A 22,969-nucleotide genomic window follows, 5' to 3' on the forward strand; every position below is an offset into this window, starting at 1 on the left:
GTTCGATCGCCGGAAGCACCACGGCTCGCCCCTGAATGCAGCGGTCTGTCGAAGCGGCATCCGCGTCTCTTGCGCAATTGCTACTGGCATCCCTCCAAACGGGGCGCTACCAAACCTGCATGACATACCAGCCCCGTCTCTACCCCGATGCCGCCGCCTGGGAGGCCGCGCCCCAGAAACGCGTTCTGCTCTTCGGCATGTCCGGCTTGGGGAAGACGCATGTTTCCAACATGCTGCGCGGAAGTGGCGACTGGTTCCACTACTCGGTCGATTACCGCATCGGCACGCGCTACATGGGCGAGCTTATCTCCGACGAATTCAAGCGCGAGGCGATGAAAGTGCCGCATCTGCGCGAGTTGCTGCTCTCGGATTCGATCTACATCGCCTCCAATATCACCTTCAACAATCTTGCCCCGCTCTCGACCTATCTCGGCAAGCCGGGCGATCCGGCCAAGGGCGGGCTTTCCATCGACGAGTACCGCAAGCGCCAGGAGCAACACCACGCCGCCGAACGCGCCGCCCTGCTCGACGCGCCGCGTTTCATCGAGCGCGCCGGGGATATCTACAGCTACCCACATTTCGTCTGCGATTCTGGCGGCTCCATCTGCGAAGTCGTGGACCCTGAAGACCCGCAGGACCCGATCCTGACCGAGCTCTCCCGATCGATGCTGCTGGTATGGATCGAAGGCTCGGAGGCCCATAGCGAAGAGCTGGTCCGCCGCTTCGAGCGAGCGCCAAAGCCGATGTGCTACCGCGCCGCCTTCACGGAGCAGAGCTGGAACGCCTTCCTGCGGGAGAACAACATTCGGGCAGAAGATGTCGACCCTGACAGCTTCGTCCGCTTCGCCTATCGTCGCGCCATGGATGCGCGCCAGCCCGCCTATGCCACCATGGCGCGCAACTGGGGCGTGACCATCACCGCCGAAGAGGTCGCGTCGGCCGATAGCCCGAAGGCGTTCGATGCGCTGATCGGCCGGGCCATCAGCCGCACGCCCTCTTGAGCACCGCCTAGCAAAACCTTATCTGAACGGCTTCACGAGAAGGAAACCCCATGCCGATCAAGATGCCCTCGACCCTGCCTGCCTATGATGTCTTGCAGAACGAAGGCGTCATGGTCATGGGCGAGGGACGCGCCGAACGTCAGGATATCCGGCCGCTCCGGATCGCGCTGCTGAACCTGATGCCGAAGAAGATCCAGACGGAGACGCAATTCGCCCGGCTGATCGGCGCGACGCCGTTGCAGATCGACTTGCACCTGATCCGCATTTCCTCCCATGAAACCCGGAACACCGCCGCCGAGCACATGGCCGAGTTCTACCGCCCCTGGGAGGATGTTCGGGACGAGAAATATGACGGCCTCATCATCACCGGCGCTCCGATCGAGCAACTCCCCTATGAGGAGGTGACCTATTGGGATGAACTCACGCAGATCTTCGACTGGACACAGACTAATATTCACTCGACCTTCGGCGTCTGCTGGGGCGGGATGGCGATGGTCAACCACTTCCACGGCGTGCAGAAACACATTCTGCCGGCAAAGGCGTTCGGCTGTTTCCGGCACCGCAACCTTGCCCCTGCCTCGCCTTTTCTGCGCGGTTTCTCGGATGACCTGTTGATGCCGGTGAGCCGCTGGACGGAGGTGCGTATGGACGAAGTCGAGGCCCAGCCTGACCTGATCCCGCTCATCGCCTCCGACGAGACCGGACCTGCGCTGGTCGAAGATCCGGCCCACCGTGCGCTCTACATGTTCAACCATTTCGAATATGACAGCTTCACGCTGAAGGAAGAATATGATCGCGATGTCGCGGCCGGGAAGGCGATCAACGTGCCGGTGAACTATTACCCGGACGACGATCCGGAGAATATCCCGACCAATCGCTGGCGCAGCCATGCGCATCTTCTTTACGGCAACTGGATCAACGACATCTACCAATCGACCCCGTTCGATCTCGAGGCCATTGGGTCGGGCCACTGGTAGGAGGCACCACATGGACCAGCCGAGCAGCCAGTTCGTCCCCGCCGGCCGGTTTCTGGAAGTCGACGGAAAACGTGTACATGCCCATGTATACGGAGACGGCCCGGATGTGATCCTGATCCATGGCGCTTCGGTCAATGCGCAGGATTTCACCTTCGGCTTCGTTGATCGGCTTGTCGCTGCGGGGTTCCGCGTCACGGCCTTCGATCGCCCCGGTATGGGCCGCTCCGAAGCGTTGCACAGGGATGGCGAGAGCATGGCCGAGCAGGCCGCGCATCTTGACCGCGCGGCAGAGGCGCTCGGCATCGAAAGGGCGGTCGTGGTCGGGCATTCCTTCGGAGGCGGTGTCGCGATGGCCTGGGGACTGAGCCGCAGCCCTCGCGTTGCCGCCATTGTCACGCTGGCCGGCATCGTCATGCCCTGGCCCGAGACCATGGACGCCTTTCGCCGTCTCGCCTCACGCGAGGAGGACGGAGCGGCGCTGGTGTCGGTCATCGCGGTGGTCAATTCCCGCGCCTTCACCCATTCCACACTGGAGGCGATCTTCACGCCCCAGCCCGTGCCGCCGGGCTATGGAGATCACCTGTTGCTGCCGCCTGAATTCCGTCGGCCAAGCTTCCGGGCCAATTCGCGGCAGGTCAGCAAGCTCGCGCCGCAGGTGGCCGAAATGGCAAAGCTCTATGCCGGCCTGGACCTGCCGGTCGAGATACTCCATGGCAGCCATGATGCTGTCGGCTCGGTCATGGTGCATGCGCGGCAGATGGCGCGGCGGCTGCCTCAGGGACGCCTGACCGAACTGGAGGGAATTGGGCATATGCCTCATCACGTTGCGCCCGATCCGGTGGTCGCGACGATTATACGCGCGGTAGCGCGCGCCGGATTGCGCTGAGCGCGCGCGAGCGCCATAGTGGCCAGCAAAGCAAGGGAAGCAAGCGAAGCCATGTCCACTCTGCCGTTCGAAGGTGCGATCAGCGCGTTCTACAAGAGAAACGCTCCTGACACTGTCCGCAAATCCGTCAAGGAAGCCAATGGGAAACCGATTCTCAACGCGCCCTACCCCTATGAGGGACGGATGCCGAAGGCGGAGTACGAGGAGACGCTGAACAAGCTGCAGATCGAACTGGTGAAAATGCAAGCCTGGTCGCAGCACAAGGGCGAGCGGATCTGCGTGGTTTTCGAAGGCCGGGACACGGCCGGCAAGGGCGGCGCGATCAAGCGTTTCTCCGAACACATGAACCCGCGCGCGACCCGGATCGTGGCGCTCTCCACGCCGACCAACCGCGAAGCGAACCAGTGGTATTTCCAACGCTATATCGAGCAGATGCCAGCCAAGGGCGAGACCTGCCTGTTCGACCGCTCCTGGTATAACCGCGGTGTTGTCGAGAAGGTGTTCGGCTTCTGCACCGACGACCAGCGGCAGGCTTTCTTCAAGCAGCTTCCCGATTTCGAGAAGCTGATCACCGAGGACGGCATCCGTCTGTTCAAGATCTGGCTCAACATCTCGCAGGCCGAGCAGCTCAACCGGATGCTCTCGCGCGAGCATGACCCGCTCAAGCAGTGGAAGCTGAGCCAGATCGATGTCGATGGCCTGAGCCATTGGGAGGAGTATTCGGACGCAATTTCCGAAACCCTCCACCTGACGCACGAGATCTATGCGCCCTGGACGGTGATCCGGGCCGATGACAAACGCCGGGCGCGGATCGAGAGCATCCGGCTCGTGCTGAGCCAGATCGACTATGACGGCAAGAAGGACAAGGTTGTCGGCGAGGTCGATCCGAAGATCTGCGGGGGTCCTGCCCTGATCCATGCCTAAACGTGGCTATCACCACGGTAATCTGCGCCAGGCTCTTGTCGACGCGGCAACCGGTCTGATCGAGGCGAAGGGGCCGCAGGGCTTCACGCTCTCCGAAGCAGCCAAGGCAGCCGGGGTAACCCCCGCCGCTGTCTATCGCCATTTCGAAGGGCGCGAGGACCTGATCGCGGAGATCGCCCGCCAGGGCTTCGGCATCTTTGCCGACCTGATGGAGTTTGCCTTCGACTCCGGACGCCCCTCGGCCCTTGCCAGTTTCGAGGCGACGGGACGCGCTTATCTCGCATTTGCCCGCAAATATCCCGGTCACTATCAGGCGATGTTCGAAAGCGGGCTGTCGATGAATCGAAGTGCCGAGTTGGCTGCCGCTGCGGAACGGGCGAAAGCCGTGCTGGAACGCGCAGCAGCAGAGCTGTCGGACCACATTCCGCCCGAGAAACGACCGCCGGCCCAGATGGTATCGGCGCATATCTGGGCAATGTCGCATGGCGTGGTCGAGCTCTACGCGCGCGGCGCTCCGGGCGGGCGGGCGCCTTTCCCGCCGGAGGACCTGCTGGAAAGCGGGATCGGGATCTATCTGCGTGGATTGGGCCTGTTGCCGCCGGACGCCTGAGAATACGAACAGTTCGCTGCGAACCAAACCCAGCACAGCGAGACTTGCCCCTGAGGTCCTGCTCGTCACCGTTCGCCAACGGCGTCTGACCGCCTCAAGCTCTTCCACAATTTCGGATTCGAGCCTGCGTCCAGCCGAATTGCGCAGCCCCACTTGATAATGAATATCCATTATCATAAATGACTCCTAACTCCCGAAAGGACCAGCCCGACGCCACGCACCACCAAGGACCAGACGCGCCGCAAACTGCGCGACGCTGTCATCGCCGAAGCCGTCGAGAAGGGTTTCGGAGCCGTCTCCGTCGGTGCGGTCGTCCAACGGGCGCAAGTCTCTGCCGGCACCATCTATGTCCATTTCGACAGCAAGGACGACATGCTCCAGAAGGTCTATCTCGAGGTGAAGACCGAGTTTCACGAGCGTGTAACCGCCAGCCGCAACGCCCCCGAAAGCGCGACGATGATCCGGCAAATGTGGTTCGACATGTTCGACTTCGTCGCCGCCCAACCACGGGACTTCCTCTTCCTCGAATATGGCAGCGCCGCGAAGATCCTGACACCGGAACAGCAATCCATCGCCGACGGCTTCGCCGAGGACATCGCCGCACTGCTCAAGCGTGGCGCCGATGACGGCACGCTGGCCCCATTGGAACCGCGCATCCTCTCACTGCTGCTGGTCGCTCCGGCCATGCAGCTCGCCCGCAGCGCCGTGCTGTCGGGCAAGGACATCCCCCGCGACATGGTGGAACAGACCTTTGACCGGGTCTGGCGCGCCATCGCCGCTAATTGAAAAGGAACTCCCGATGACCAAGGTCATTCTCGTCACCGGCACGTCGACCGGGCTCGGTATCGCCATCGCGGTCCAGGCCGCGCAGGCGGGCCATATCGTCTATGCAACGATGCGCAATCTCGACCGGAGTGCGGCGCTTGAGACGGCAGCCGAGGCCGCAGGCGTTGCCCTGAACCTGATGCAACTGGACGTGCAGGACGGTACTTCGATCGACAAGGCCGTGGCACGGATCATCCGCGAGCACGGCCGGATCGACACGCTGGTCAACAATGCCGGCCTGGGATTCGTGCGCAATATCGAGCAGGCCAGCGATGCCGAGATCGCACGGATCATGGATATCAACTTCATGGGAGTCGTGCGCTGCACCCGTGCCGTACTCCCACATATGCGAGCTGCAAGAGCTGGTCATGTCGTCAATATCTCTTCCGTTGGCGGGTTGGTCGGCCAACCTTTCAACGAGATCTATTGCGGCGCGAAATTCGCCGTCGAGGGGTTGACAGAATCCTTGGCGAGCTATGTCACCCCCGGCTTCGGGATCGACTTCACCACGGTCGAACCCGGCGGCATCGCCACCGAATTCGCCAACACCGTCCTCAAGGAAGTCGCCGAAACCGGTGGCATGCTGGAAGATGACTACCTGCCGCTCTTGCAGAAATATGTCGGCGGATCGCAAAGTCGGCAGGACGGCTCGGATATCTACCAGAACGCCGAGCAGGTGGCGGACGTCGTCCTCACCACGATCGAGGCCGAAACACCACCGCTGCGCGTCCGCACGTCGGTCTGGTCGGAGGAATTCACTCAGCTGAAGACCGGACTGGATCCGGACGGGTGCAAACAGCGCGACCGTGTCGTCGAGCGTTTCCTGAGCTGAGTCACTTCGCGGCCTCCCTGCCAGCATGAGCGCGACCGGAATCGAAACTGTCGCGTTCCGTCCGCCGGCTCATCCGGATAGACCCCTTCCACCTCCAGAAGGAATGACCCAATGTCCAAGCTGACCATCGTGGCCAATATCATCGCCAATCCCGACAAGATCGAGCTTGTGAAAGCCGAACTGCTCAAGCTCATTTCACCAACCCGTGCCGAGGAAGGCTGCATCAATTACGACCTGCATCAGGACAACGAAAACCCGGCGCATTTCTTCTTCTACGAAAACTGGGAAACGCGCCCGCTTTGGCAGGCCCATATGGAAGCGCCGCATCTGAAGGCCTACCAAGTGGCCACGGAGGGCGCGATCGCGACGTTCTCGGTCATTGAGATGAGCGTGATCGGCTAAGTGCCTCGGCAGACAGGGTCCGGCGGGCGAATCTGTCGCCGGGCCTCCGGCGCTCAGACCGAGGCTGTCTTTCGCGATGCATTTTCCCGCAAGCGGACGCTCTCGCGAAGAACGAGGTCGCCGGCGACAAGCACCTTGACGGCAGGCTGGGGGCTCGCAGCGATGATTAGATCATCCAGGATCCGAATCGCCATCGCACCGATCTTTTGTTTAGGAACGTTTAGTGATGTGAGCGGCGGATCGAAGACCGCAGCCATTGGCAGATTGTCGATTCCGATAACGGAGACATCTTCCGGAACCCGGATTCCGCGTTCCCGCAGCGCCCGGATGAAACCGAAAGCGATGATATCGTTGGCGCAGAGATAGGCATCGGCCACCTTGCCGGGCGTTATCTGCTCGACCGAATCAGCATAGGCGCCTTCAAGAGTGGACTCGACCGACAGGATGTCATCCGGCACGATTTCCAACCTATGCGCCGCCATACCGCGCAGAAACGCATCGTGACGCAGGCGGAAATTCATCACCGATGAATAGCTCGAAACCATGCCGATCCGGCGGAATCCCTGCTTCATCAGGTGGTCCAGCGCGCGATGGACAAGCTGGTCATTGTCCATGTCGACGAAGTTTCCGCCCATGAAGGGACGATGGGTGTCGATGATGACATTCGGAATACCGCAGCCCAGGATTTCACGGATATCCGCGTCCGACAACTCGGTCCCGAGCGCAACGATTCCGCGCAGATCGGCGCCCGCCATCCCCCTGAGAATACTTGAAATATCGTCACCCTCATGGGTGACGACCTGAAGCGAATAGTCGCGCCGTGTCGCCTCCATCGACATGCCGTCGATATAGTCCGAAATGAAGACGCTGTGGTTTCGGTTCACGGTCTGTCCATGCCGCGCGATTTTCAAAAAACGAACCGTATGAACCGAATCGGCCGGGAGGTCCTCGCCACGCGCCTTCTCGCCACGCGGAACGTAGTTCATTGCCTCCATAGCTCGCAAGACACGGGTCCGCGTGGCCTCCGAAATCTCTCCCTTTCGGTTGAGAACGAGAGAGGCGGTGGCGGCTGAGACTCCCGCCCTTTCAGCGACCTGGCGCAGCGTGGCCGGCTTTTTCCTGTCACTTTCCATACGCTTGCGAATGCCACCTCTCTTCCTTGGCCCAACTAAGTACACCGCCCGAGCAAGAGTTTCCAAGCCTGCAACATCTCGACGCGGTGGTTCACTAAAAAATAGGTTGAACGTCACTAAACAGAAGGCTATCGATTTACTAAACAGAATGCAATGTTCACTAAAGGGAGGAGAAGAACATGCGTAAGCTGGATGGAAGTTTCGTACTTCTCGTCACGCTGATCGTCGTCCTTCTCGCCACAGGCGGGCTCCTGTCGGGCGGCACCTACCTGTCGCTCTTCAACCTGCAATCCATGGCCAACCAGGTCCCGGAAATTGGTTTGCTTGCCATCGGGGTCATGCTGGCCATGAGCGCAGGCAATGGCGGCATCGACCTCTCTGGCATCGCCATGGCGAACCTTGCCGGCGTCGCCTCCGGCCTCGTTGCCCTTCAGATCTTCCCGGTCTCCGAAGCCCCGGTCGCCTTCACCATCCTCTTCGTGCTTGGCTGTGCGGTCGTCGGCCTGATTGGTGGGACGATCAACGGGCTGATCATCTCGCGGCTGGGGATCACCCCGATCCTCTGCACCCTTGGCACCCAAATGCTCTTCACCGGCGTCACGGTCGTGCTGTCCAGCGGCCGCGCAGTTCGCATCGGCGCTCCGGGACCGCTCTACGAACTGGGCAACGGTTATTTCCTCGGTATTCCGTGGAGCTTCCTGCTCTTCATTCTTGTGGCCACTGCGCTCGGCATCGTGCTGCGGTATACCCCCTACGGCATCAAGCTGATGATGACCGGCGCCAACCAGAAGGCCGCCGAATTCAGCGGCTTCGCTCGCGCGCGGATCATCACAACGACCTATGCGCTGTCCGGGCTGCTCGCCGGCCTCTCCGGCGCAATCATTGCCGCTCGCAATGTCAACGTGAAGTGGGATTACGGCACGACCTACCTGCTCATCGCCATCCTTATCGCCGTCATGGCCGGCGTGAAACCGGAAGGCGGTTACGGGCGCGTCGTCAATGTCGTGCTCTCCGCGATCGCGCTGCAGCTCATCTCCAGCCTGCTGAACTTCATCGGGCTGTCCAATTTCGTCCGGGACCTGGCCTGGGGGGCGATGCTGCTCTTCTTCCTCTTCGTCAACCGCTTCGCGCTGGTGGAGCATTTCGCGGACATCCTTTCTTCGGGGCGGCCCCCTCGTGCCTCGAAGACCTGAACCAGAGGGAAATCCCCAAACGCTTAAAATCTCTTGGGAGGAGATCGAATGAAACAGGGTCTGAAGAAAACGAGCCTTTTTGCCGCCGCCGTCGTATCGGCGATGGGCATGGTCTCGACAGCTGCACTGGCCGATGACGCGAAGTCGATCACGACCGTCGTCAAGATCAGCGGCATTCCATGGTTCGACCGGATGGAAACCGGCGTGACGAAATTCGCCGAAGCAAACCCGGACATGGCCATCATGCAAGTCGGCCCGTCGACCGCCGACAGCGCACAGCAGCTCCAGATCATCAACGACCTTGTCGCCAAGGGCACCGATGCATTGGCTGTCGTGCCGATGGATCCGGAGATCATCGAAGGCATCCTGAAGCGCGCAATGGATCGCGGCACCATCGTCGTGACCCACGAGGCCGACAACCAGAAGAACACGATGGTTGACGTCGAAGCCTTCGACAACGCCTATTACGGCGCCTCGATGAACGCGCGCCTGGTCGAATGCATGGGCGGGGAAGGCAAGTGGACGACCTTTGTCGGCTCGCTCGGTTCCCGGACCCACATGCAATGGGTTGGCGCCGGCGAAGAGAATGCTGCGCAGAACGCGGGCATGGAGCTTGTCGATCCCAACAATGAGAGCTTCGACGACGCCAACCTCGTCTATGAGAAGACCAAGGAACTGCTGCGCAAGCACCCGGACCTGAAGGGCTTCCAGAGCTCGGCCGGCAATGACGTGCTCGGCATCGGTCGCGCCGTGGAAGAAGCCGGTCTGGCCGGCAAGGTCTGCGTCGTCGGCACCGGCCTGCCGAACCCCTCTGCGGCCTATCTCGACTCGGGCGCCATCACCGCAATCGGTTTCTGGGACCCCCAGAAGGCTGGCATGGCGATGAACTCGGTTGCCAAAACCCTGCTTGAAGGTGGCGAGATCACAGACGGCATGGATCTCGGCGTCGAAGGCTACGAGAAGGTCACCGTGAAGCCGGGTCCGGGCGACGGGCTGCTCGTCTTCGGCAACGGCATGGTTCTGGCCGACAAGGACACCTACAAGGACTACCTCTTCTGAGATTGTCCTGACCGCTGCGCCGGCCCCGTTCTCCCCCAATGAGGGCCGGCGCGCACCTTTTCACCTCGTATCGGCGGCGGAAACAGGCAGACAATGTCCCAACCTGACACAGAAAAGCACTTGCTGGAGCTTCGCGGCATTCACAAACGTTTCGGCGGTGTGCATGCGCTACGCGGCGTCGACATGACCATCGACCCAGGTGAGGCCTATCACCTGCTCGGCGAGAATGGCTGCGGCAAGAGCACCGTGATCAAGGTGATCTCGGGCGTGCATGCGCCGAGCGAGGGCGACATCATCCTCGACGGCACCACCTTTGACAACCTCTCGCCAATTCAGGCGCTGGAGGCGGGGATTGAGACCGTCTATCAGGATCTCTCCCTGCTTCCCAACCTGACGGTCGAAGAGAATATCGCGCTCGGTCAGCAGCTTGTCTCTGGCAAGGGGCGCCTGATGCGCGGGCTGAACAAGACGCTGCTCGCCGAAACAGCGGCGGAGGCGATCCGCAATGTCGGTCTGGAGCCGACGCGAAAGCTGATGAAATCCCCCACCGCCGAACTGCCGCTGGCGATCCGGCAGCGGGTGGCCATTGCGCGCGCGATTGCCTCGAAGGCGCGGCTGGTGATCATGGACGAACCGACAACCTCGCTGACACGCAAGGAAGTCGACGCGCTGATCGAACTGGTCGCCAAGCTGCGGGCGAGCAATGTCGCCGTGCTTTTCGTCACCCACAAGCTGGAAGAGAGTTACCGGATCGGCGGACAGGTGGTCGTGTTCCGCGACGGGCAATGTGTTGCCCAGGGCAAGATAGAAGATTACTCCCGCGCCGATCTCTCCAAGCTGATGACCGGACGCGAGATCGAAGCGTTGCGTTACCGGCAAGGCAAGCCCATGGACGGCGAAATGGTACGGGTGCGCGATGCCAACTCGGGCGAGGCGTTTTTCGACATAAGCTTCTCGGTCCGCAAGGGTGAGATCCTCGGCATCACCGGGCTTTCGGATTCGGGGCGCAACGAGCTGGCCATGGCGCTCGCCGGGCATCTCGGGCTCTCCAAGGGCAGCATCGAGATCGAAGGAAAGCCGACGCGCATCCCATCCCCTGCCGCCGCCATCGAACTTGGCATCGGCTATGTGCCCGAAGACCGGCTCTCCGAAGGGCTATTTATCCAGAAATCCATCCTCGAAAATGAAATCACGCTGATTTTCAACCAACTCACCAACGCGTTCGGCATGATCAACGCCCGCAAGGGGCGCGCCGAGGCGCGACGTATTTCCGAGCTGATGACCGTAAACACCAAGGATATCGACCTCCCCGTCGGCGCGCTCTCGGGCGGCAACCAGCAGAAAGTGCTGATTGGCCGCTGGCTCTCCATCGAGCCAAAGATCCTCGTATTGCACGGTCCGACAGTGGGCGTGGATGTCGGTTCCAAGGATTCGATCTACCGCGCCGTGCAGGCGATGGCCGAACGCGGCATCTCGCTGATCATCGTCTCCGATGACCTGCCGGAACTGCTGCAGAATTGCGACCGCATCCTGGTGATGAACCGGGGCGAAATGGTCGATGAACTCGACGCCAACACGGCGGATGAGAAGCAGATCTACCGCTCCATGCTGGCCAGTCGCCGGGAGGCCGCCGAATGACAATGGTTCAAGACATGTCCAACACCCCGATCCCCACGCCGGAAGAAAACAGCCCCCGCCCCTCCATCGGTGAGCTGTTCCGGCGCCGCCCCGAGCTGGTGAGCCTCACGATCCTGATCGTGCTCTGCATCACCGTGGCAGCGATCAATCCCGCGTTCCTGCAAGCGTCCTCGCTGATCGACATGGGACGGGCAAGTGTGGTCACCGGGCTGTTCGCTCTCGGCGTCTTCGCCATCCTGGCGGCCGGCGGCATTGACGTCTCCTTCCCCGCGATTGCCGCGTTGACGATGTATTCGGCCACGCTCTTCGTCATCAATGTCTGGCCGACCGCCCCCATGGCGCTCATCGTCGCCTCGACGGTGATCGGCGGCGCCGGCCTGGGAGCGCTCAATGGCTGGATGGTCCACACACTGAAAGTGCCTTCGCTGATCGTCACCGTCGGCACGCAATATCTCTTCCGTGGCATACTTCTTGCCTTCATCGGCACCGTCTGGCTGATGGAACTCCCCCCCCAGATGATCGCTTTCGGCAAGGCCTCACTTCTGGAATTCGAGAGCGCCAACGGGGCAATCGTCACGTTGCCGATGTATTTCCTCATCTTTCCCGCTGCAGCCATCGTCACATGGTACATGTTCAACAAGACGCTCATGGGACGCGCCATCTTTGCCACCGGTGGGAACGCCGATGTCGCCGAACGGCTCGGCTACGATCAGCGCATCGTCCATGTGTTCGTCTTCGCCTTCACCGGCGCGCTGGCGGGGCTGGCTGGCATCATCCATGTCTGTGCCAACCGCATGGCCAACCCGTTCGACCTGGTCGGAACCGAAATCGAGGTGATCGCGGCCGTGGTCCTCGGTGGCGCGCGCATCACGGGGGGCACCGGCACCGTATTTGGCACGATTACGGGTGTATTGCTGATCACGGTGGTCAATAATTCCCTTGTGCTCGTGGGTATCCCATCGACTTGGCAGCGAGTCGTTGTCGGCGGCTTCATTCTCCTCGCTGCGGCCTTCTTCGTGAAACGTCAGCAAAAATAATCCCGCGCAAGAAAGAGACTGCGATGAAAAAGTTCCTCAACAACCCCGAAGATTTCGTCGACGAGATGCTCGAAGGGATCTACCGCGCCCACCCGGACGTCACCTACACCGCCGACGACCTGCGTTGCTACGTGACCGCCGATCCGGTGCCTGGCAAGGTCGGCATCGTCACCGGTGGCGGTTCCGGCCACCTGCCCACCTTCCTCGGCTTTGTCGGCAAGAACATGCTGGATGGCTGCGGCGTCGGTGGCGTCTTCCAATCGCCTTCCGCTGATCAGCTCGCCGAGATCACCCGCTATGTCGATCAGGGCGCGGGTGTGCTCTATCTCTACGGCAACTATACCGGCGATATCATGAATTTCGACATGGCCGGCGAGCTTGTCGAACTGGACGATATCGAGACCGTCTCGGTCACAGGCAATGACGATGTTGCCTCTTCCGTGGTCGGCGAAGAGCACAAGCGGCGCGGTGTGGCCGGCATCTTCTTCCTCTACAAGGCGGCCGGCGCGGCCGCGGCCCAGATGTTGCCGCTGGCCGAAGTTGCCCGGATCACCGAGAAGGCCAAAGCCCGCACCCGCACCATGGGTGTTGCACTTTCTGCCTGCATCGTGCCGGAGGTCGGCAAGCCTGGCTTCGAGATCGGCGCGGACGAAATGGAAATCGGCATGGGCATCCATGGCGAGCCCGGCATCTCGCGCAAGACGCTGGCGCCCGCCAATGACGTGGTCGACGAGATGATGGAACGCATCTTCGCCGAGCAGGATTATGCGGAAGGCGACGAGGTCGCGATCCTGATGAACGGTCTCGGTGGCACGCCGAAGGAGGAACTCTACATCCTCTACCGTCGTGTCGGCCAACTCATGGACGAAAAGAAAGTGACGATACGCCATGTCTGGCTCGGTGAATTCGCGACGTCGATGGAAATGACCGGCTTCTCGATCTCCATCCTGCATCTGGATGACGAGCTGGAACCGTTGATTGCAACCGAGGCGGACACGCCCTTCTTTTCCTATTTCGCAAAGTAAGGAGACGTTGATGCAATCTCTCGACGCCAAAACCCTACCTGGCCTCTTCGAGCGTTTCGCCGCGCGGTTCGAAGCCGAGCGGGACGCGCTTATCGCGCTGGATGGCAAGGTCGGCGACAGCGATCTCGGCCTGACCATGTCCAAGGCCTTCATGGCAGCGCGCGACAAAGTGGTCGGCGAGTTCGCCGACGCCGACATCTCGACCCAGTTCAAGCAGGCCGGTGGCGCGATTTCAAAAGCCGCGCCCTCGACCATGGGCACGCTGATGGCAACAGGGTTCCTGCGCGGCGGCAAGGCCCTGGCGGATGCCGAGGTGCTTGACGTGGCCGGTCTCGCCGCCTTTTGGCGCGCCTATGCCGATGGTGTGGCGATGCGCGGCAAGGCGCAGCTCGGGGACAAGACCGTCCTCGACGTGCTTGATCCGATTGCCCGCGCTTATGAAGCACAAGCCGAGGCGGGCGCGACACTTGAGATGGCCGGTGCGGCAGCGGCGCAGGCAGCTTCCAACGCGCTGGAAGCCACAAAGGAGCTTGTCGCACAGCACGGCAAGGCCGCCGCTTTCCAGGAGAAGTCCCGAGGCGTTCAGGATGCCGGAGGAACGGTTGCCTGCATGCTTGCGGAAGAACTCGAAATCTTCCTTGGAGAAGCAGCGAACTGAACGTCTACCGACCTTGCGAACAGGGCAGGCGCTCACGAGCGCCTGTCTTTAAATTCGGGGAGTCCATTCGGTCGGTTTCAATGATCCGTCACCGGCAATTTTCCTCGCTCACGTGCCAAGTGCAACTGCGTCAGCCCCCCCTACAGACCGAAGGTTCCCTTTCGTCTTTGACATGCCTGGAGAGGCGCGTTCTGAGGCCGCCGTCGCCCGATCCGTGATGCGACTCCTCTCGTGGCCTCGAAGGCAAAGACTGTGGTGATGGATCAGCGGTCGCTCGGCATTCGAACGGCCTTCAACGAGAGCGTCTGGTGGTCCACCAGCTATCCACCGGGACGGTGCAGCAGCAAACCGCCTGCGGCGGAACCGCGCTCACTGTCGGAGTACAACGCCTTAGCGCATACGACGCGATTGCGACCCGTGGATTTTGCCTGGAACACGGCCCGGTCCGCGGCCTCGAGGACCTGCCAGCCAGCGACCCCACGGTGACCGCACGCGACCCCGATGGATGCGGTTACGCCGCGCCCTTCGATCGCCACGCGGTCCTCGAGTGCAATCCTGACACGCTCCGCAGCCTGGCGCCCATCCTCCAATGTCGCGCCCGGTAGACAGGCGAGAAACTCCTCGCCACCGATCCGGGCCAACACGTCGCCGCTTCGAAAGGTGGTTGCCAGCAGATCGGATACGTTCATCAGGATTCGGTCGCCAGCCGCATGACCGAACTCGTCATTGATGTCCTTGAACCGATCCAGATCGATGACCAGGATCGCGCCCGGCCGGGTCGTCGGCATACGCCGCTCAAGACCGCGTCGGTTGAGCAGGCCGGTCAGCGGATCCCGTTCGGCTTCCTGCGCGGCGATGTGAAGCTGCTTGTCCAGATGGACCGCCATCCGGTTGGCGCATTCCATCAGCAGGCCAAGCTCGTCCCGATAACACTCCGGCAAGGCGCGCGCTCGATACCCTGCTTCCGTCCTTTGAAGGGAGTCCGATACTTTTGCAAGCGGCGCCAGCAGCTCTGCAATCGCACGCTGCGCCACGATCCCGGCAACGACAGCGGCCGATATCAATGTTGCGACGCCCGCATTCGTGCCTGTTGGCACCAGAAGAGCAGCGAGGACCGGCATCGCCAGCGCCACCGCCAGAATGGCAACAAATTTGGCGACGTAGGATTCCGGCAGAAACCTGTTCAGCTGATCATATAGTCGCATGAACCACACCTCCGCACTCAGCCTAGGTCCGGCATCTTAAGGAATGATCAAGATCCGGCCGGCACACACGGCCGAACGAAGAAAGGGGCCGCCAAATGGCGACCCCTTCCCGATCTTTCCCGATATGGGGGCAATTACATCATGCCGCCCATGCCGCCCATGTCCGGCATGCCGCCACCGGCACCACCGGCGCCCGGCTTCTCCGGCTTGTCGGCAACCATGGCTTCGGTGGTGATCAGCAGCGAAGCGACAGAAGCAGCGTCTTCCAGCGCGGTGCGGACAACCTTGGCCGGGTCGATGACGCCGAAAGCGTGCATGTCGCCATACTCTTCGGTCTGGGCGTTGAAGCCGAAGCTCGCATCGTCGGATTCGCGGATTTTGCCGGCGACGACAGAACCGTCGACACCGGAGTTCTCGGCGATCTGGCGCAGCGGGGCTTCGAGAGCCTTGCGGACGATGGCGATACCGGCGTTCTGGTCGGAGTTCTCGCCTTCCATGCCAGCCAGTTCCTTGGCGCCGTGGATCAGGGCAACACCGCCACCGACAACAACACCTTCCTGAACGGCAGCACGGGTCGCATTCAGCGCGTCATCGACGCGGTCCTTGCGCTCCTTCACTTCCACTTCGGTCATGCCACCGACGCGGATGACGGCAACACCGCCGGCCAGCTTGGCAACACGCTCCTGGAGTTTCTCGCGGTCGTAGTCCGAGGAGGTTTCCTCGATCTGCTGACGGATCTGCGAAACGCGGGCTTCGATCTCGGCCTTTTCACCGTTGCCGTCGATAACCGTGGTCTCGTCCTTGGTGATCGTGACCTTCTTGGCGGTGCCGAGCATGTCGATGGTGACATTCTCGAGCTTCATGCCGAGGTCTTCGGAGATCACCTGGCCGCCGGTCAGGATCGCGATGTCCTGCAGCATGGCCTTGCGACGGTCGCCGAAGCCCGGTGCCTTGACGGCTGCAATCTTCAGACCGCCACGCAGCTTGTTGACGACGAGCGTGGCCAGGGCCTCGCCTTCGACATCTTCAGCGATGATCAGGAGCGGCTTGCCGGACTGGATAACGGTCTCGAGCAGCGGAACCATCGGCTGGAGCGAGGAGAGCTTCTTCTCGTGCAGCAGGATCATGCAGTCTTCGAGATCTGCAATCATCTTGTCCGGGTTGGTCACGAAGTAGGGCGACAGGTAGCCACGGTCGAACTGCATGCCTTCGACGACCTCGGTCTCGGTCTCAAGGCCTTTGTTCTCCTCGACGGTGATGACACCCTCGTTGCCAACCTTCTGCATCGCGTCGGCGATCTGACGGCCGATTTCAGCTTCGCCGTTGGCGGAGATGGTGCCAACCTGCGCAACCTCGTCGGAGTCTTTGACTTCGCGAGCGGAGGATTTGATGTTCTCGATAACCTTGGCAACGGCGAGATCGATGCCGCGCTTGAGATCCATCGGGTTCATGCCGGCGGCAACCGACTTGAGACCTTCGCGGATGAGGCCCTGGGCGAGAACGGTGGCCGTGGTGGTGCCGTCGCCGGCCTCATCATTGGTGCGGGAAGCGACTTCCTTCACCATCTGAGCGCCCATGTTCTCGAACTTGTCTTCGAGTTCGATTTCCTTGGCAACGGTCACGCCGTCCTTGGTGATGCGCGGGGCACCGAACGACTTGTCGATAACGACGTTGCGGCCTTTCGGGCCGAGGGTCACCTTGACCGCGTCGGCCAGGATGTTGACGCCAGCAAGCATCTTGTTGCGGGCTTCGGATTCGAACTTGACGTCCTTAGCAGCCATTGGTTGCTACTCCTGAATACTTGAATTTCGTGGAAGGGGATGGCGCGACGCCAGGGATCAGGAAATGATCCCCATGATGTCGCTTTCCTTCATGATCAGCAGCTCTTTGCCGTCGAGGGTAACCTCGGTGCCGGACCACTTGCCGAACAGAACCTTGTCACCTTCCTTGACGGACATCGGGATCAGCTCACCGCTGTCCTTGCGGGCGCCTTCGCCACAAGCAACGATGATGCCCTCAGCAGGCTTGTCCTTGGCAGAATCGGGGATGATCAGGCCGCCAGCGGTTTTCTCTTCGCTTTCGGCACGCTCGACCAGAACCCGGTCATGCAGCGGAGTAAATGCCATGTCGGAACGCTCCTACGTTCTAGGTGTTTCGCTTTTATCACTCGCTACAGGCGAGTGCTAACGAAGGGCATTTAGGCAAGGTGAGGAAACGAGTCAACAGGCGTCGCGGCAGAAAAGTCACAAATTCGCGCCTGATCGGAACGTCATATAGTGAGACTCGGTCGAACATGCTAGGTGCGGCCCACCTCGCCAGTCGCGAGAGGAGGACCCGTACATGATGAGCAATCTTTCCCACGCCTGCTGACCAGGCCTCAGCTCTCCGGCCATGCCACGCGCAGGCCGTCCTCCCGACAGCTCTCTCAATCGCCCCTGATGCCACGGAAACCTCGCAAGCGTTTCCCTGCCGCTTCGGCCCTTGAATGATCCGCGACGAGTCCGGCCCACCGGAGACCCATTCCCTTTTCGGCCCCGCCACAGGCGGGCCACCCATGCACAAACCCAACAAGAGAGGTGTCTTTATGACCAGCACCAGAAATTCCCTCCGACGCCCCGCAGAGGCGCCGACCCATTCCGGCCATCTCGCCGAACAGGACCAAAAATTTATGAATCACGAGGTTCACGATGATTCCGCCCATCACCGACATCACCATTCTGAACGACATAAACGCTGAACGGTTCCGGCGCGACGCCTACCTGCTGCATGCGAGTGTCAACCTGCCCGAAAGCCCGGCCGTCCGTGCCGAGATCGCGGCCATGCTCGACAATGCCGAGCGTCCTGCCCCTGAACCGGCACGCCCCGCGCGCCGGATCCGGGACTGGTTCCCCCGCTGGGTCGGTTGGCTGCGCACCATGCCGATGCCGTAAACCATATCAATGCTCCGCCCCGGCACCTTTCGGGGCGGAGACCTGCGTTGGACCGCACGCAGTTTCCGCAGATAAGAAACCATTTCCAAAGCCCTGAGAGAACGAGGCGCCGCAACCGTCGTTCCCCCGATCACCCGCCGCGCCAAGTTGGGCGCGACCCCGGGATGCATGCGGGCAAACGCGCAGCGCCCTTAGAGAACGGTGTAGACGGCTTCGCTCCGGATCTGCCAACCGCCCTTCGTCCCCATCATCGGGTTCGCCTTGACGTTCTTGGAGACGCCAAGACTGCTCTTGGAGACGAAATAGTGGTCAACCGCGCTGGAGGTTGCCACACAGAAAAGCAGGGTCGAACCATCGACACCGGGATAGGCAGTCAACTTTCCGGACGTGTCATATTCGGCCACAGCCTCATTCCCGTTGGCGGACAACAGATCCGCGTAGGCGTCACGTTGCGAGGTATCGGGATTGGTGTCCACATGTCCGGCCGTAAGGGCACCCTGTTTCTTGTACAGGGTCATCACGCACCCGGTGAATTCACCGCTGATCGCTTCCTGCCCGCCAAGTGCAACCTGATTGATCATTCCGGGCCGGTAAGGAAGGATGCGGACCTTTTTCATCGACCCCAGATCCGTGCGCTTCGAAGCTTCGAAAAACTCGACAACCATTGACGCTCCGACAGGCACAACGCGGTAGCAGCCATCGAATGCGGGCCGACCCGAATTCACCAGTTCCGCAAGGCCCATGATCTTCGTGCCCTTGTTAAGGTATTTGCTAAGCATTTTCTCTCCCTTTGCCTCGCGCCCGGTAAATCTCGCAGGGGCGCCCCGCTTCGCCAACAATGCTCACAACTCCCTGTTCTGACAAGCTTCGCCTGCCCCTTGCAGACAACGTCCCGTCGTTTCCGCAGGCGGGCCTGCGTGCCTGAGACGGGGACGTGTCCGCAGGCCGGGATTTCATCGGAGCAGCGTCGTCATCCGCGCCGGACCTCGAACAGCACGCCGCCAGAGCCACAAAAGAGTATCCAGCGATCTTGCTGCGACGCAGCATTTTCTCGTCAGCGCGCCCAATCGCCCCATGACAGCGGGTCCCCTTCCCGCTACAAGGGCGACGATTTGTACCTCTGACGACGGAAATTGCCCCATGACCATCAAGGTTTTCGGCCACAAGGCCCCCGACACCGACACCACCGGATCCGCCATCATCTGGGCCTGGTATCTCTCCGAGATCAAAGGCACTCCCGCCGACGCCAAGCTGCTGGGCGAACCCAACACCGAAGCTGCCTTCATGCTGAAGCGCTGGTCGCTCGACAAGCCGGAGATCATCGAGCTTGCCGGCGAAGGCGCTCCCTGCGTCGTGGTCGACACCAACAACCCCGCCGAACTGCCCGCCGACATCAATGCCTGCGACCTGCTCCAGATCATCGACCACCACAAGCTGACCGGTGGCATCGAGACCAAGTCGCCGATCGACATCACCATGCGTCCACTCGCCTGCACCGCGACCATCATGTATGACCTGATGGGCGACGATGCCGCGAAGATGCCCGAGGCCATCAAAGGCGCGATGCTCTCCTGCATCCTCTCCGACACGATGGAATTCCGCTCGCCGACCACCACGGATGTCGACAAGATACTGGCCGAGAAACTGGCCGCCGATCTTGGCATCGACATGGGCGCCTATGCCTCCGAGATGTTCGAAGCCAAGTCGGACGTGTCCGAGTTTTCCGATGCCGAGCTGATCCGGATGGATTCCAAGATCAACGAGATCGACGGCCTCAAGTTCCGCGTCTCCGTACTGGAAACCACCGCGCCGCAGATCCCGCTGGATCGCAAGGCCTCGATCATGGAGTCCATGGCCGCCGTCTGCGCCGAAGACGAGATCGATCACGTCCTGCTCTTCGTCATCGACATCCTCAAGGAAGAAGCCACGATGCTGATCCCGAACGATGTCGTGAAGGGCGTTGCCGAGAAGAGCTTCGGCGCCTTGGTGACAGGCGACGCGGTCGTTCTGCCGGGCATCCTGAGCCGCAAGAAGCAGATCATCCCGAACCTGAAGGTCTGATCCGTCGGACAAATCACCAGCAACGCCCGGCCCTCAGCCGGGCGTTTTCTGTTGGCGGACCCGCATCAGTCGCATTGACCCGCCCCGGCGCGGCGCCCATCTTCGGACCATAACGGACTGGGAGCCAGACATGCCGGACGGAACCGTTTCACATTCCATTGCCGGAGAAGAGATCCTCGCCCGGCAGCGTGCCGCCTTCCGCGCCGAGCCTCCCCCCGATCTCGCCACCCGCCGCGCCGCGCTCAAGCGCCTGAAACAGGCCATCGGACGCAATCGCAAGCGCCTGCAGGACGCCGCCCGCGAGGATTTCGGCAACCGGGCCTCCGAAGAAACCGCGATCATCGATCTCGGTCCGACCGTGCAGGCGATCTCCCATATGCGCAGCAACCTGCGCCGCTGGATGGCGGTGAAATACCGCTCCACACCGATGCTGATGAAGCCCGGCCGAGCCCGGCTCCACTATCAGCCGCTTGGCGTGGTCGGCATCATGTCCGCCTGGAACTACCCCGTCGCGCTTGCGCTCACCCCGCTTGCGACAGCGCTGGCCGCCGGAAACCGGGCCATGCTCAAACCCTCCGAACTCGCACCGGCCACCGCCGACGCCCTGACCGCCCTGCTGACCGACAGCTTCCCACAAGACGAGGTCGCCGTGATCCAGGGCGGCCCCGAGGTCGCCGCCGCTTTTTCCGCCCTGCCCTTCGATCATCTCTTCTTCACCGGCTCCACCGCCACCGGTCGCCACGTTGCGAAAGCCGCAGCCGCCAACCTGACCCCGGTCACGCTGGAGCTTGGCGGCAAGTCTCCTGTGATCCTGAACGAGGATGCCGATCTCGCGCTGGCGGCAGGCGATATCGCCTTCGGCAAGACGGTCAATGCCGGCCAGACCTGCATCGCGCCCGACTATTTGCTGGCACGCCCCGACCAGGTCGCCCCCTTCGCCGAGGCTTTTTCGGTCGCCATTCGCAAGAGCTTCCCCAAAGGGCTGGCAGATCCAGCCCTGACAACCATCGTCAACGACCGGCATCTTGCACGCCTGCACACCCTGCTCGACGACGCCCGCGCTGAGGGCGCAGAGATCATCGCGCCGCTTGCCGCCAGCAACGAAGCGCATCCCCGTGCCCTCGGCCCGGCGCTGATCCTCGGCGCGACGCCGGAAATGGAGATCATGCAGGAGGAAATCTTCGGCCCCCTCCTCCCCATCCTGACCTGCGAGAGCATTGAAGAGGCCGCCGCCTTCGTCAATGCCCGCCCACACCCGCTGGCGCTCTACATCTATGGACAGGACCGGACCAACATCGATGCCCTGCTCACTGGAACGATCTCCGGCAATGTCACCGTCAATGGCGCAATGCTGCACTACGCGGTGGACACACTCCCCTTCGGCGGTGTCGGCGAGAGCGGCATGGGCGCCTATCACGGCGTCGAAGGCTTCCGGCGGCTGAGCCATGCCAAGGGGGTCTTCCAGCCCGCACCTCACCACGGCGCCCGCCTGCTGCGCCCGCCCTACGGAAAACTCGCCCGCATGGCCGCCCGGTTCCTGCTGCGCTGAGGCGCCACGCCCGGAGCCCCTATCGGCGCCCGAACGCCTGCGATATAGCGCGGCAGACAAGCGCTGATAGCGCCCTAACAGGCCCCGGAGGCACCATGACCCGCATCATCGAGAGCTTCGCCGAGATCTCCTCCATGTATGACGCCGCCTTTGTCGATCTCTGGGGCTGCATGCACAATGGCGTCTCCGCGTATGAGGAGGCTGTCGAAGCCTGCCGCGCCTTCCGTGCCCAGGGCGGCAAGGTCGTGCTGCTGACAAACGCGCCCCGTCCGCGGGCCTCCATCGCCGCCCAACTCGAGCATTTCAACGTCCCCGAAGACTGCTGGGACAGCATTGCAAGCTCCGGCGACTCCGCCAGATTGGCGCTGTTCTCCGGCGCTGTCGGCAACAAGGTTTTCCATATTGGCGAAGAGCGCGACCTGCCTTTTTTCGAACCGTTGAACATGGTCGACAGCCCGGTCGAGATCACCCGCGTTCCGCTGGAAGAAGCCGAGGGCGTGGTCGTCACCGGCCTGTTCGAACGCGGCGGTGACCCGGAGGATTATCGTGCCCAGTTTCTCTATGCCAAGACGCAGGGACTCAAGCTGCTCTGCGCCAATCCGGACCTCATCGTTGATCGCGGCGACAAGCGCGAATACTGCGCCGGTGCGTTGGCCAAGCTCTACACGGAAATGGGCGGGGAAAGCCTCTACTTCGGCAAGCCGCAGCCGGCGATCTACGATCTCGCCCGGCGTCGGCTCGCGGAGCTGGCCGAGGTGCCCGACGACCGAATCATTTGCATCGGCGACGGTATCGGCACCGACGTGAAAGGGGCCGTTGGCGAAGGTCTCGATGTGCTTTTCATCACCGGCGGGTTGGCGGCGAAGGAAACCTTGACGCAAAGTCAGCCGCAACCGGAGGCGCTGGAAGACTACCTTTCGTCGCATCAGATGTCGGTTACCTACGCGATCGGCTTCTTCCGCTGAACCGACCCGCGCAACAATATTCTGCGACCGCCACATGTTAGCGCCGCAGCGCAGAAACG

The 22,969-nt window shown here is 61.8% G+C and carries 23 protein-coding genes and 1 pseudogene; 19 read left to right on the forward strand and 5 right to left on the reverse strand.

The window, feature by feature from the left end; genetic code table 11:
* The first annotated feature begins 119 nt into the window (after positions 1-119).
* The 9 genes and pseudogenes from R3X27_RS07120 to R3X27_RS07160 all read left to right on the forward strand — a co-directional run bounded on the left by R3X27_RS07120 (position 120) and on the right by R3X27_RS07160 (position 6,457).
* A complete protein-coding gene (locus tag R3X27_RS07120; protein WP_317708147.1) occupies positions 120-1,001 on the forward strand; it encodes an ATPase in 882 nt (293 codons plus the stop codon).
* Between the two features lie 50 nt (positions 1,002-1,051).
* Positions 1,052-1,978, forward strand: coding sequence for a homoserine O-acetyltransferase MetA (gene metA, locus R3X27_RS07125; RefSeq protein ID WP_317708148.1), 927 nt, complete (start codon positions 1,052-1,054; stop codon positions 1,976-1,978).
* A 10-nt stretch (positions 1,979-1,988) separates the two neighbouring features.
* Positions 1,989-2,864: an alpha/beta hydrolase gene (locus tag R3X27_RS07130; protein WP_317708149.1), complete on the forward strand. Its 876-nt coding sequence runs from the start codon at positions 1,989-1,991 to the stop codon at positions 2,862-2,864.
* Positions 2,865-2,915: 51 nt separating this feature from the next.
* Positions 2,916-3,788 (forward strand): polyphosphate kinase 2, encoded by an 873-nt coding sequence (ppk2, locus tag R3X27_RS07135; RefSeq protein WP_317708150.1) that lies wholly within the window; start codon positions 2,916-2,918, stop codon positions 3,786-3,788.
* The gene (locus R3X27_RS07140) at positions 3,781-4,398 is read left to right on the forward strand and encodes a TetR/AcrR family transcriptional regulator (protein WP_317708151.1); all 618 of its coding nucleotides are present in this window, start codon (positions 3,781-3,783) and stop codon (positions 4,396-4,398) included. The genes ppk2 and R3X27_RS07140 overlap by 8 nt, the downstream gene beginning before the upstream one ends.
* 261 nt (positions 4,399-4,659) lie before the next feature.
* Positions 4,660-4,770: pseudogene (locus R3X27_RS07145) on the forward strand (helix-turn-helix domain-containing protein); the annotation flags it as partial.
* The gene (locus R3X27_RS07150; RefSeq protein ID WP_317708152.1) at positions 4,771-5,184 is read left to right on the forward strand and encodes a TetR/AcrR family transcriptional regulator; all 414 of its coding nucleotides are present in this window, start codon (positions 4,771-4,773) and stop codon (positions 5,182-5,184) included.
* Positions 5,185-5,197: 13 nt separating this feature from the next.
* Positions 5,198-6,055, forward strand: a complete 858-nt coding sequence (locus tag R3X27_RS07155; RefSeq protein WP_317708153.1) for an SDR family oxidoreductase — start codon at positions 5,198-5,200, stop codon at positions 6,053-6,055.
* Between the two features lie 111 nt (positions 6,056-6,166).
* A complete protein-coding gene (locus R3X27_RS07160) occupies positions 6,167-6,457 on the forward strand; it encodes a putative quinol monooxygenase (protein WP_317708154.1) in 291 nt (96 codons plus the stop codon).
* Between the two features lie 53 nt (positions 6,458-6,510).
* Here the strand turns inward: R3X27_RS07160 and R3X27_RS07165 are convergent, their stop codons facing one another.
* Positions 6,511-7,590 carry a LacI family DNA-binding transcriptional regulator gene (locus tag R3X27_RS07165; RefSeq protein WP_317708155.1) on the reverse strand — a complete coding sequence of 360 codons (1,080 nt, stop codon included), beginning with the start codon at positions 7,588-7,590 and terminating at the stop codon, positions 6,511-6,513.
* A 179-nt stretch (positions 7,591-7,769) separates the two neighbouring features.
* Here R3X27_RS07165 and R3X27_RS07170 point away from each other — a divergent pair, with 179 nt between their 5' ends.
* The 6 genes from R3X27_RS07170 to R3X27_RS07195 all read left to right on the forward strand — a co-directional run bounded on the left by R3X27_RS07170 (position 7,770) and on the right by R3X27_RS07195 (position 14,200).
* On the forward strand, positions 7,770-8,783 hold the full coding sequence (locus R3X27_RS07170; RefSeq protein ID WP_317708156.1) for an ABC transporter permease: 1,014 nt from the start codon (positions 7,770-7,772) through the stop codon (positions 8,781-8,783).
* Between the two features lie 48 nt (positions 8,784-8,831).
* A complete protein-coding gene (locus tag R3X27_RS07175) occupies positions 8,832-9,842 on the forward strand; it encodes a substrate-binding domain-containing protein (protein ID WP_317708157.1) in 1,011 nt (336 codons plus the stop codon).
* A gap of 93 nt (positions 9,843-9,935) precedes the next feature.
* The gene (locus R3X27_RS07180) at positions 9,936-11,480 is read left to right on the forward strand and encodes a sugar ABC transporter ATP-binding protein (RefSeq protein ID WP_317708158.1); all 1,545 of its coding nucleotides are present in this window, start codon (positions 9,936-9,938) and stop codon (positions 11,478-11,480) included.
* A complete protein-coding gene (locus tag R3X27_RS07185; RefSeq protein ID WP_317708159.1) occupies positions 11,477-12,517 on the forward strand; it encodes an ABC transporter permease in 1,041 nt (346 codons plus the stop codon). Before R3X27_RS07180 ends, R3X27_RS07185 begins: the two co-directional genes overlap by 4 nt.
* Positions 12,518-12,540: 23 nt before the next feature.
* Positions 12,541-13,542 (forward strand): dihydroxyacetone kinase subunit DhaK, encoded by a 1,002-nt coding sequence (locus tag R3X27_RS07190; RefSeq protein WP_317708160.1) that lies wholly within the window; start codon positions 12,541-12,543, stop codon positions 13,540-13,542.
* 10 nt (positions 13,543-13,552) lie between these two features.
* On the forward strand, positions 13,553-14,200 hold the full coding sequence (locus R3X27_RS07195) for a dihydroxyacetone kinase subunit L (protein WP_317708161.1): 648 nt from the start codon (positions 13,553-13,555) through the stop codon (positions 14,198-14,200).
* A gap of 320 nt (positions 14,201-14,520) precedes the next feature.
* On the opposite strand, the gene R3X27_RS07200 is transcribed toward R3X27_RS07195, so the two are convergent.
* From R3X27_RS07200 to R3X27_RS07210, 3 genes are all read right to left on the reverse strand, one after another.
* Positions 14,521-15,405 carry a GGDEF domain-containing protein gene (locus tag R3X27_RS07200; RefSeq protein WP_317708162.1) on the reverse strand — a complete coding sequence of 295 codons (885 nt, stop codon included), beginning with the start codon at positions 15,403-15,405 and terminating at the stop codon, positions 14,521-14,523.
* Positions 15,406-15,539: 134 nt separating this feature from the next.
* Positions 15,540-17,186, reverse strand: a complete 1,647-nt coding sequence (gene groL / locus R3X27_RS07205; protein ID WP_317708163.1) for a chaperonin GroEL — start codon at positions 17,184-17,186, stop codon at positions 15,540-15,542.
* 57 nt (positions 17,187-17,243) lie between these two features.
* Positions 17,244-17,531, reverse strand: coding sequence for a co-chaperone GroES (locus R3X27_RS07210; protein WP_317708164.1), 288 nt, complete (start codon positions 17,529-17,531; stop codon positions 17,244-17,246).
* Positions 17,532-18,092: 561 nt separating this feature from the next.
* On the opposite strand from R3X27_RS07210, the gene R3X27_RS07215 reads away from it, so the two are divergent.
* Positions 18,093-18,335, forward strand: a complete 243-nt coding sequence (locus R3X27_RS07215; RefSeq protein WP_317708165.1) for a hypothetical protein — start codon at positions 18,093-18,095, stop codon at positions 18,333-18,335.
* A 191-nt stretch (positions 18,336-18,526) separates the two neighbouring features.
* Here R3X27_RS07215 and R3X27_RS07220 read toward each other — a convergent pair whose 3' ends face one another.
* Complete coding sequence (locus R3X27_RS07220) at positions 18,527-19,114, reverse strand: hypothetical protein (RefSeq protein WP_317708166.1); 588 nt, start codon at positions 19,112-19,114, stop codon at positions 18,527-18,529.
* A gap of 361 nt (positions 19,115-19,475) precedes the next feature.
* On the opposite strand from R3X27_RS07220, the gene R3X27_RS07225 reads away from it, so the two are divergent.
* The 3 genes from R3X27_RS07225 to R3X27_RS07235 all read left to right on the forward strand — a co-directional run bounded on the left by R3X27_RS07225 (position 19,476) and on the right by R3X27_RS07235 (position 22,910).
* On the forward strand, positions 19,476-20,396 hold the full coding sequence (locus R3X27_RS07225; RefSeq protein WP_317708167.1) for a manganese-dependent inorganic pyrophosphatase: 921 nt from the start codon (positions 19,476-19,478) through the stop codon (positions 20,394-20,396).
* Between the two features lie 130 nt (positions 20,397-20,526).
* Complete coding sequence (locus tag R3X27_RS07230; protein ID WP_317708168.1) at positions 20,527-21,945, forward strand: coniferyl aldehyde dehydrogenase; 1,419 nt, start codon at positions 20,527-20,529, stop codon at positions 21,943-21,945.
* A 95-nt stretch (positions 21,946-22,040) separates the two neighbouring features.
* Positions 22,041-22,910, forward strand: coding sequence for a TIGR01459 family HAD-type hydrolase (locus R3X27_RS07235; protein ID WP_317708169.1), 870 nt, complete (start codon positions 22,041-22,043; stop codon positions 22,908-22,910).
* Positions 22,911-22,969: the final 59 nt, after the last annotated feature.

This window comes from Tropicimonas sp. TH_r6, from assembly GCF_033101155.1.
Lineage (GTDB): Bacteria > Pseudomonadota > Alphaproteobacteria > Rhodobacterales > Rhodobacteraceae > Tropicimonas.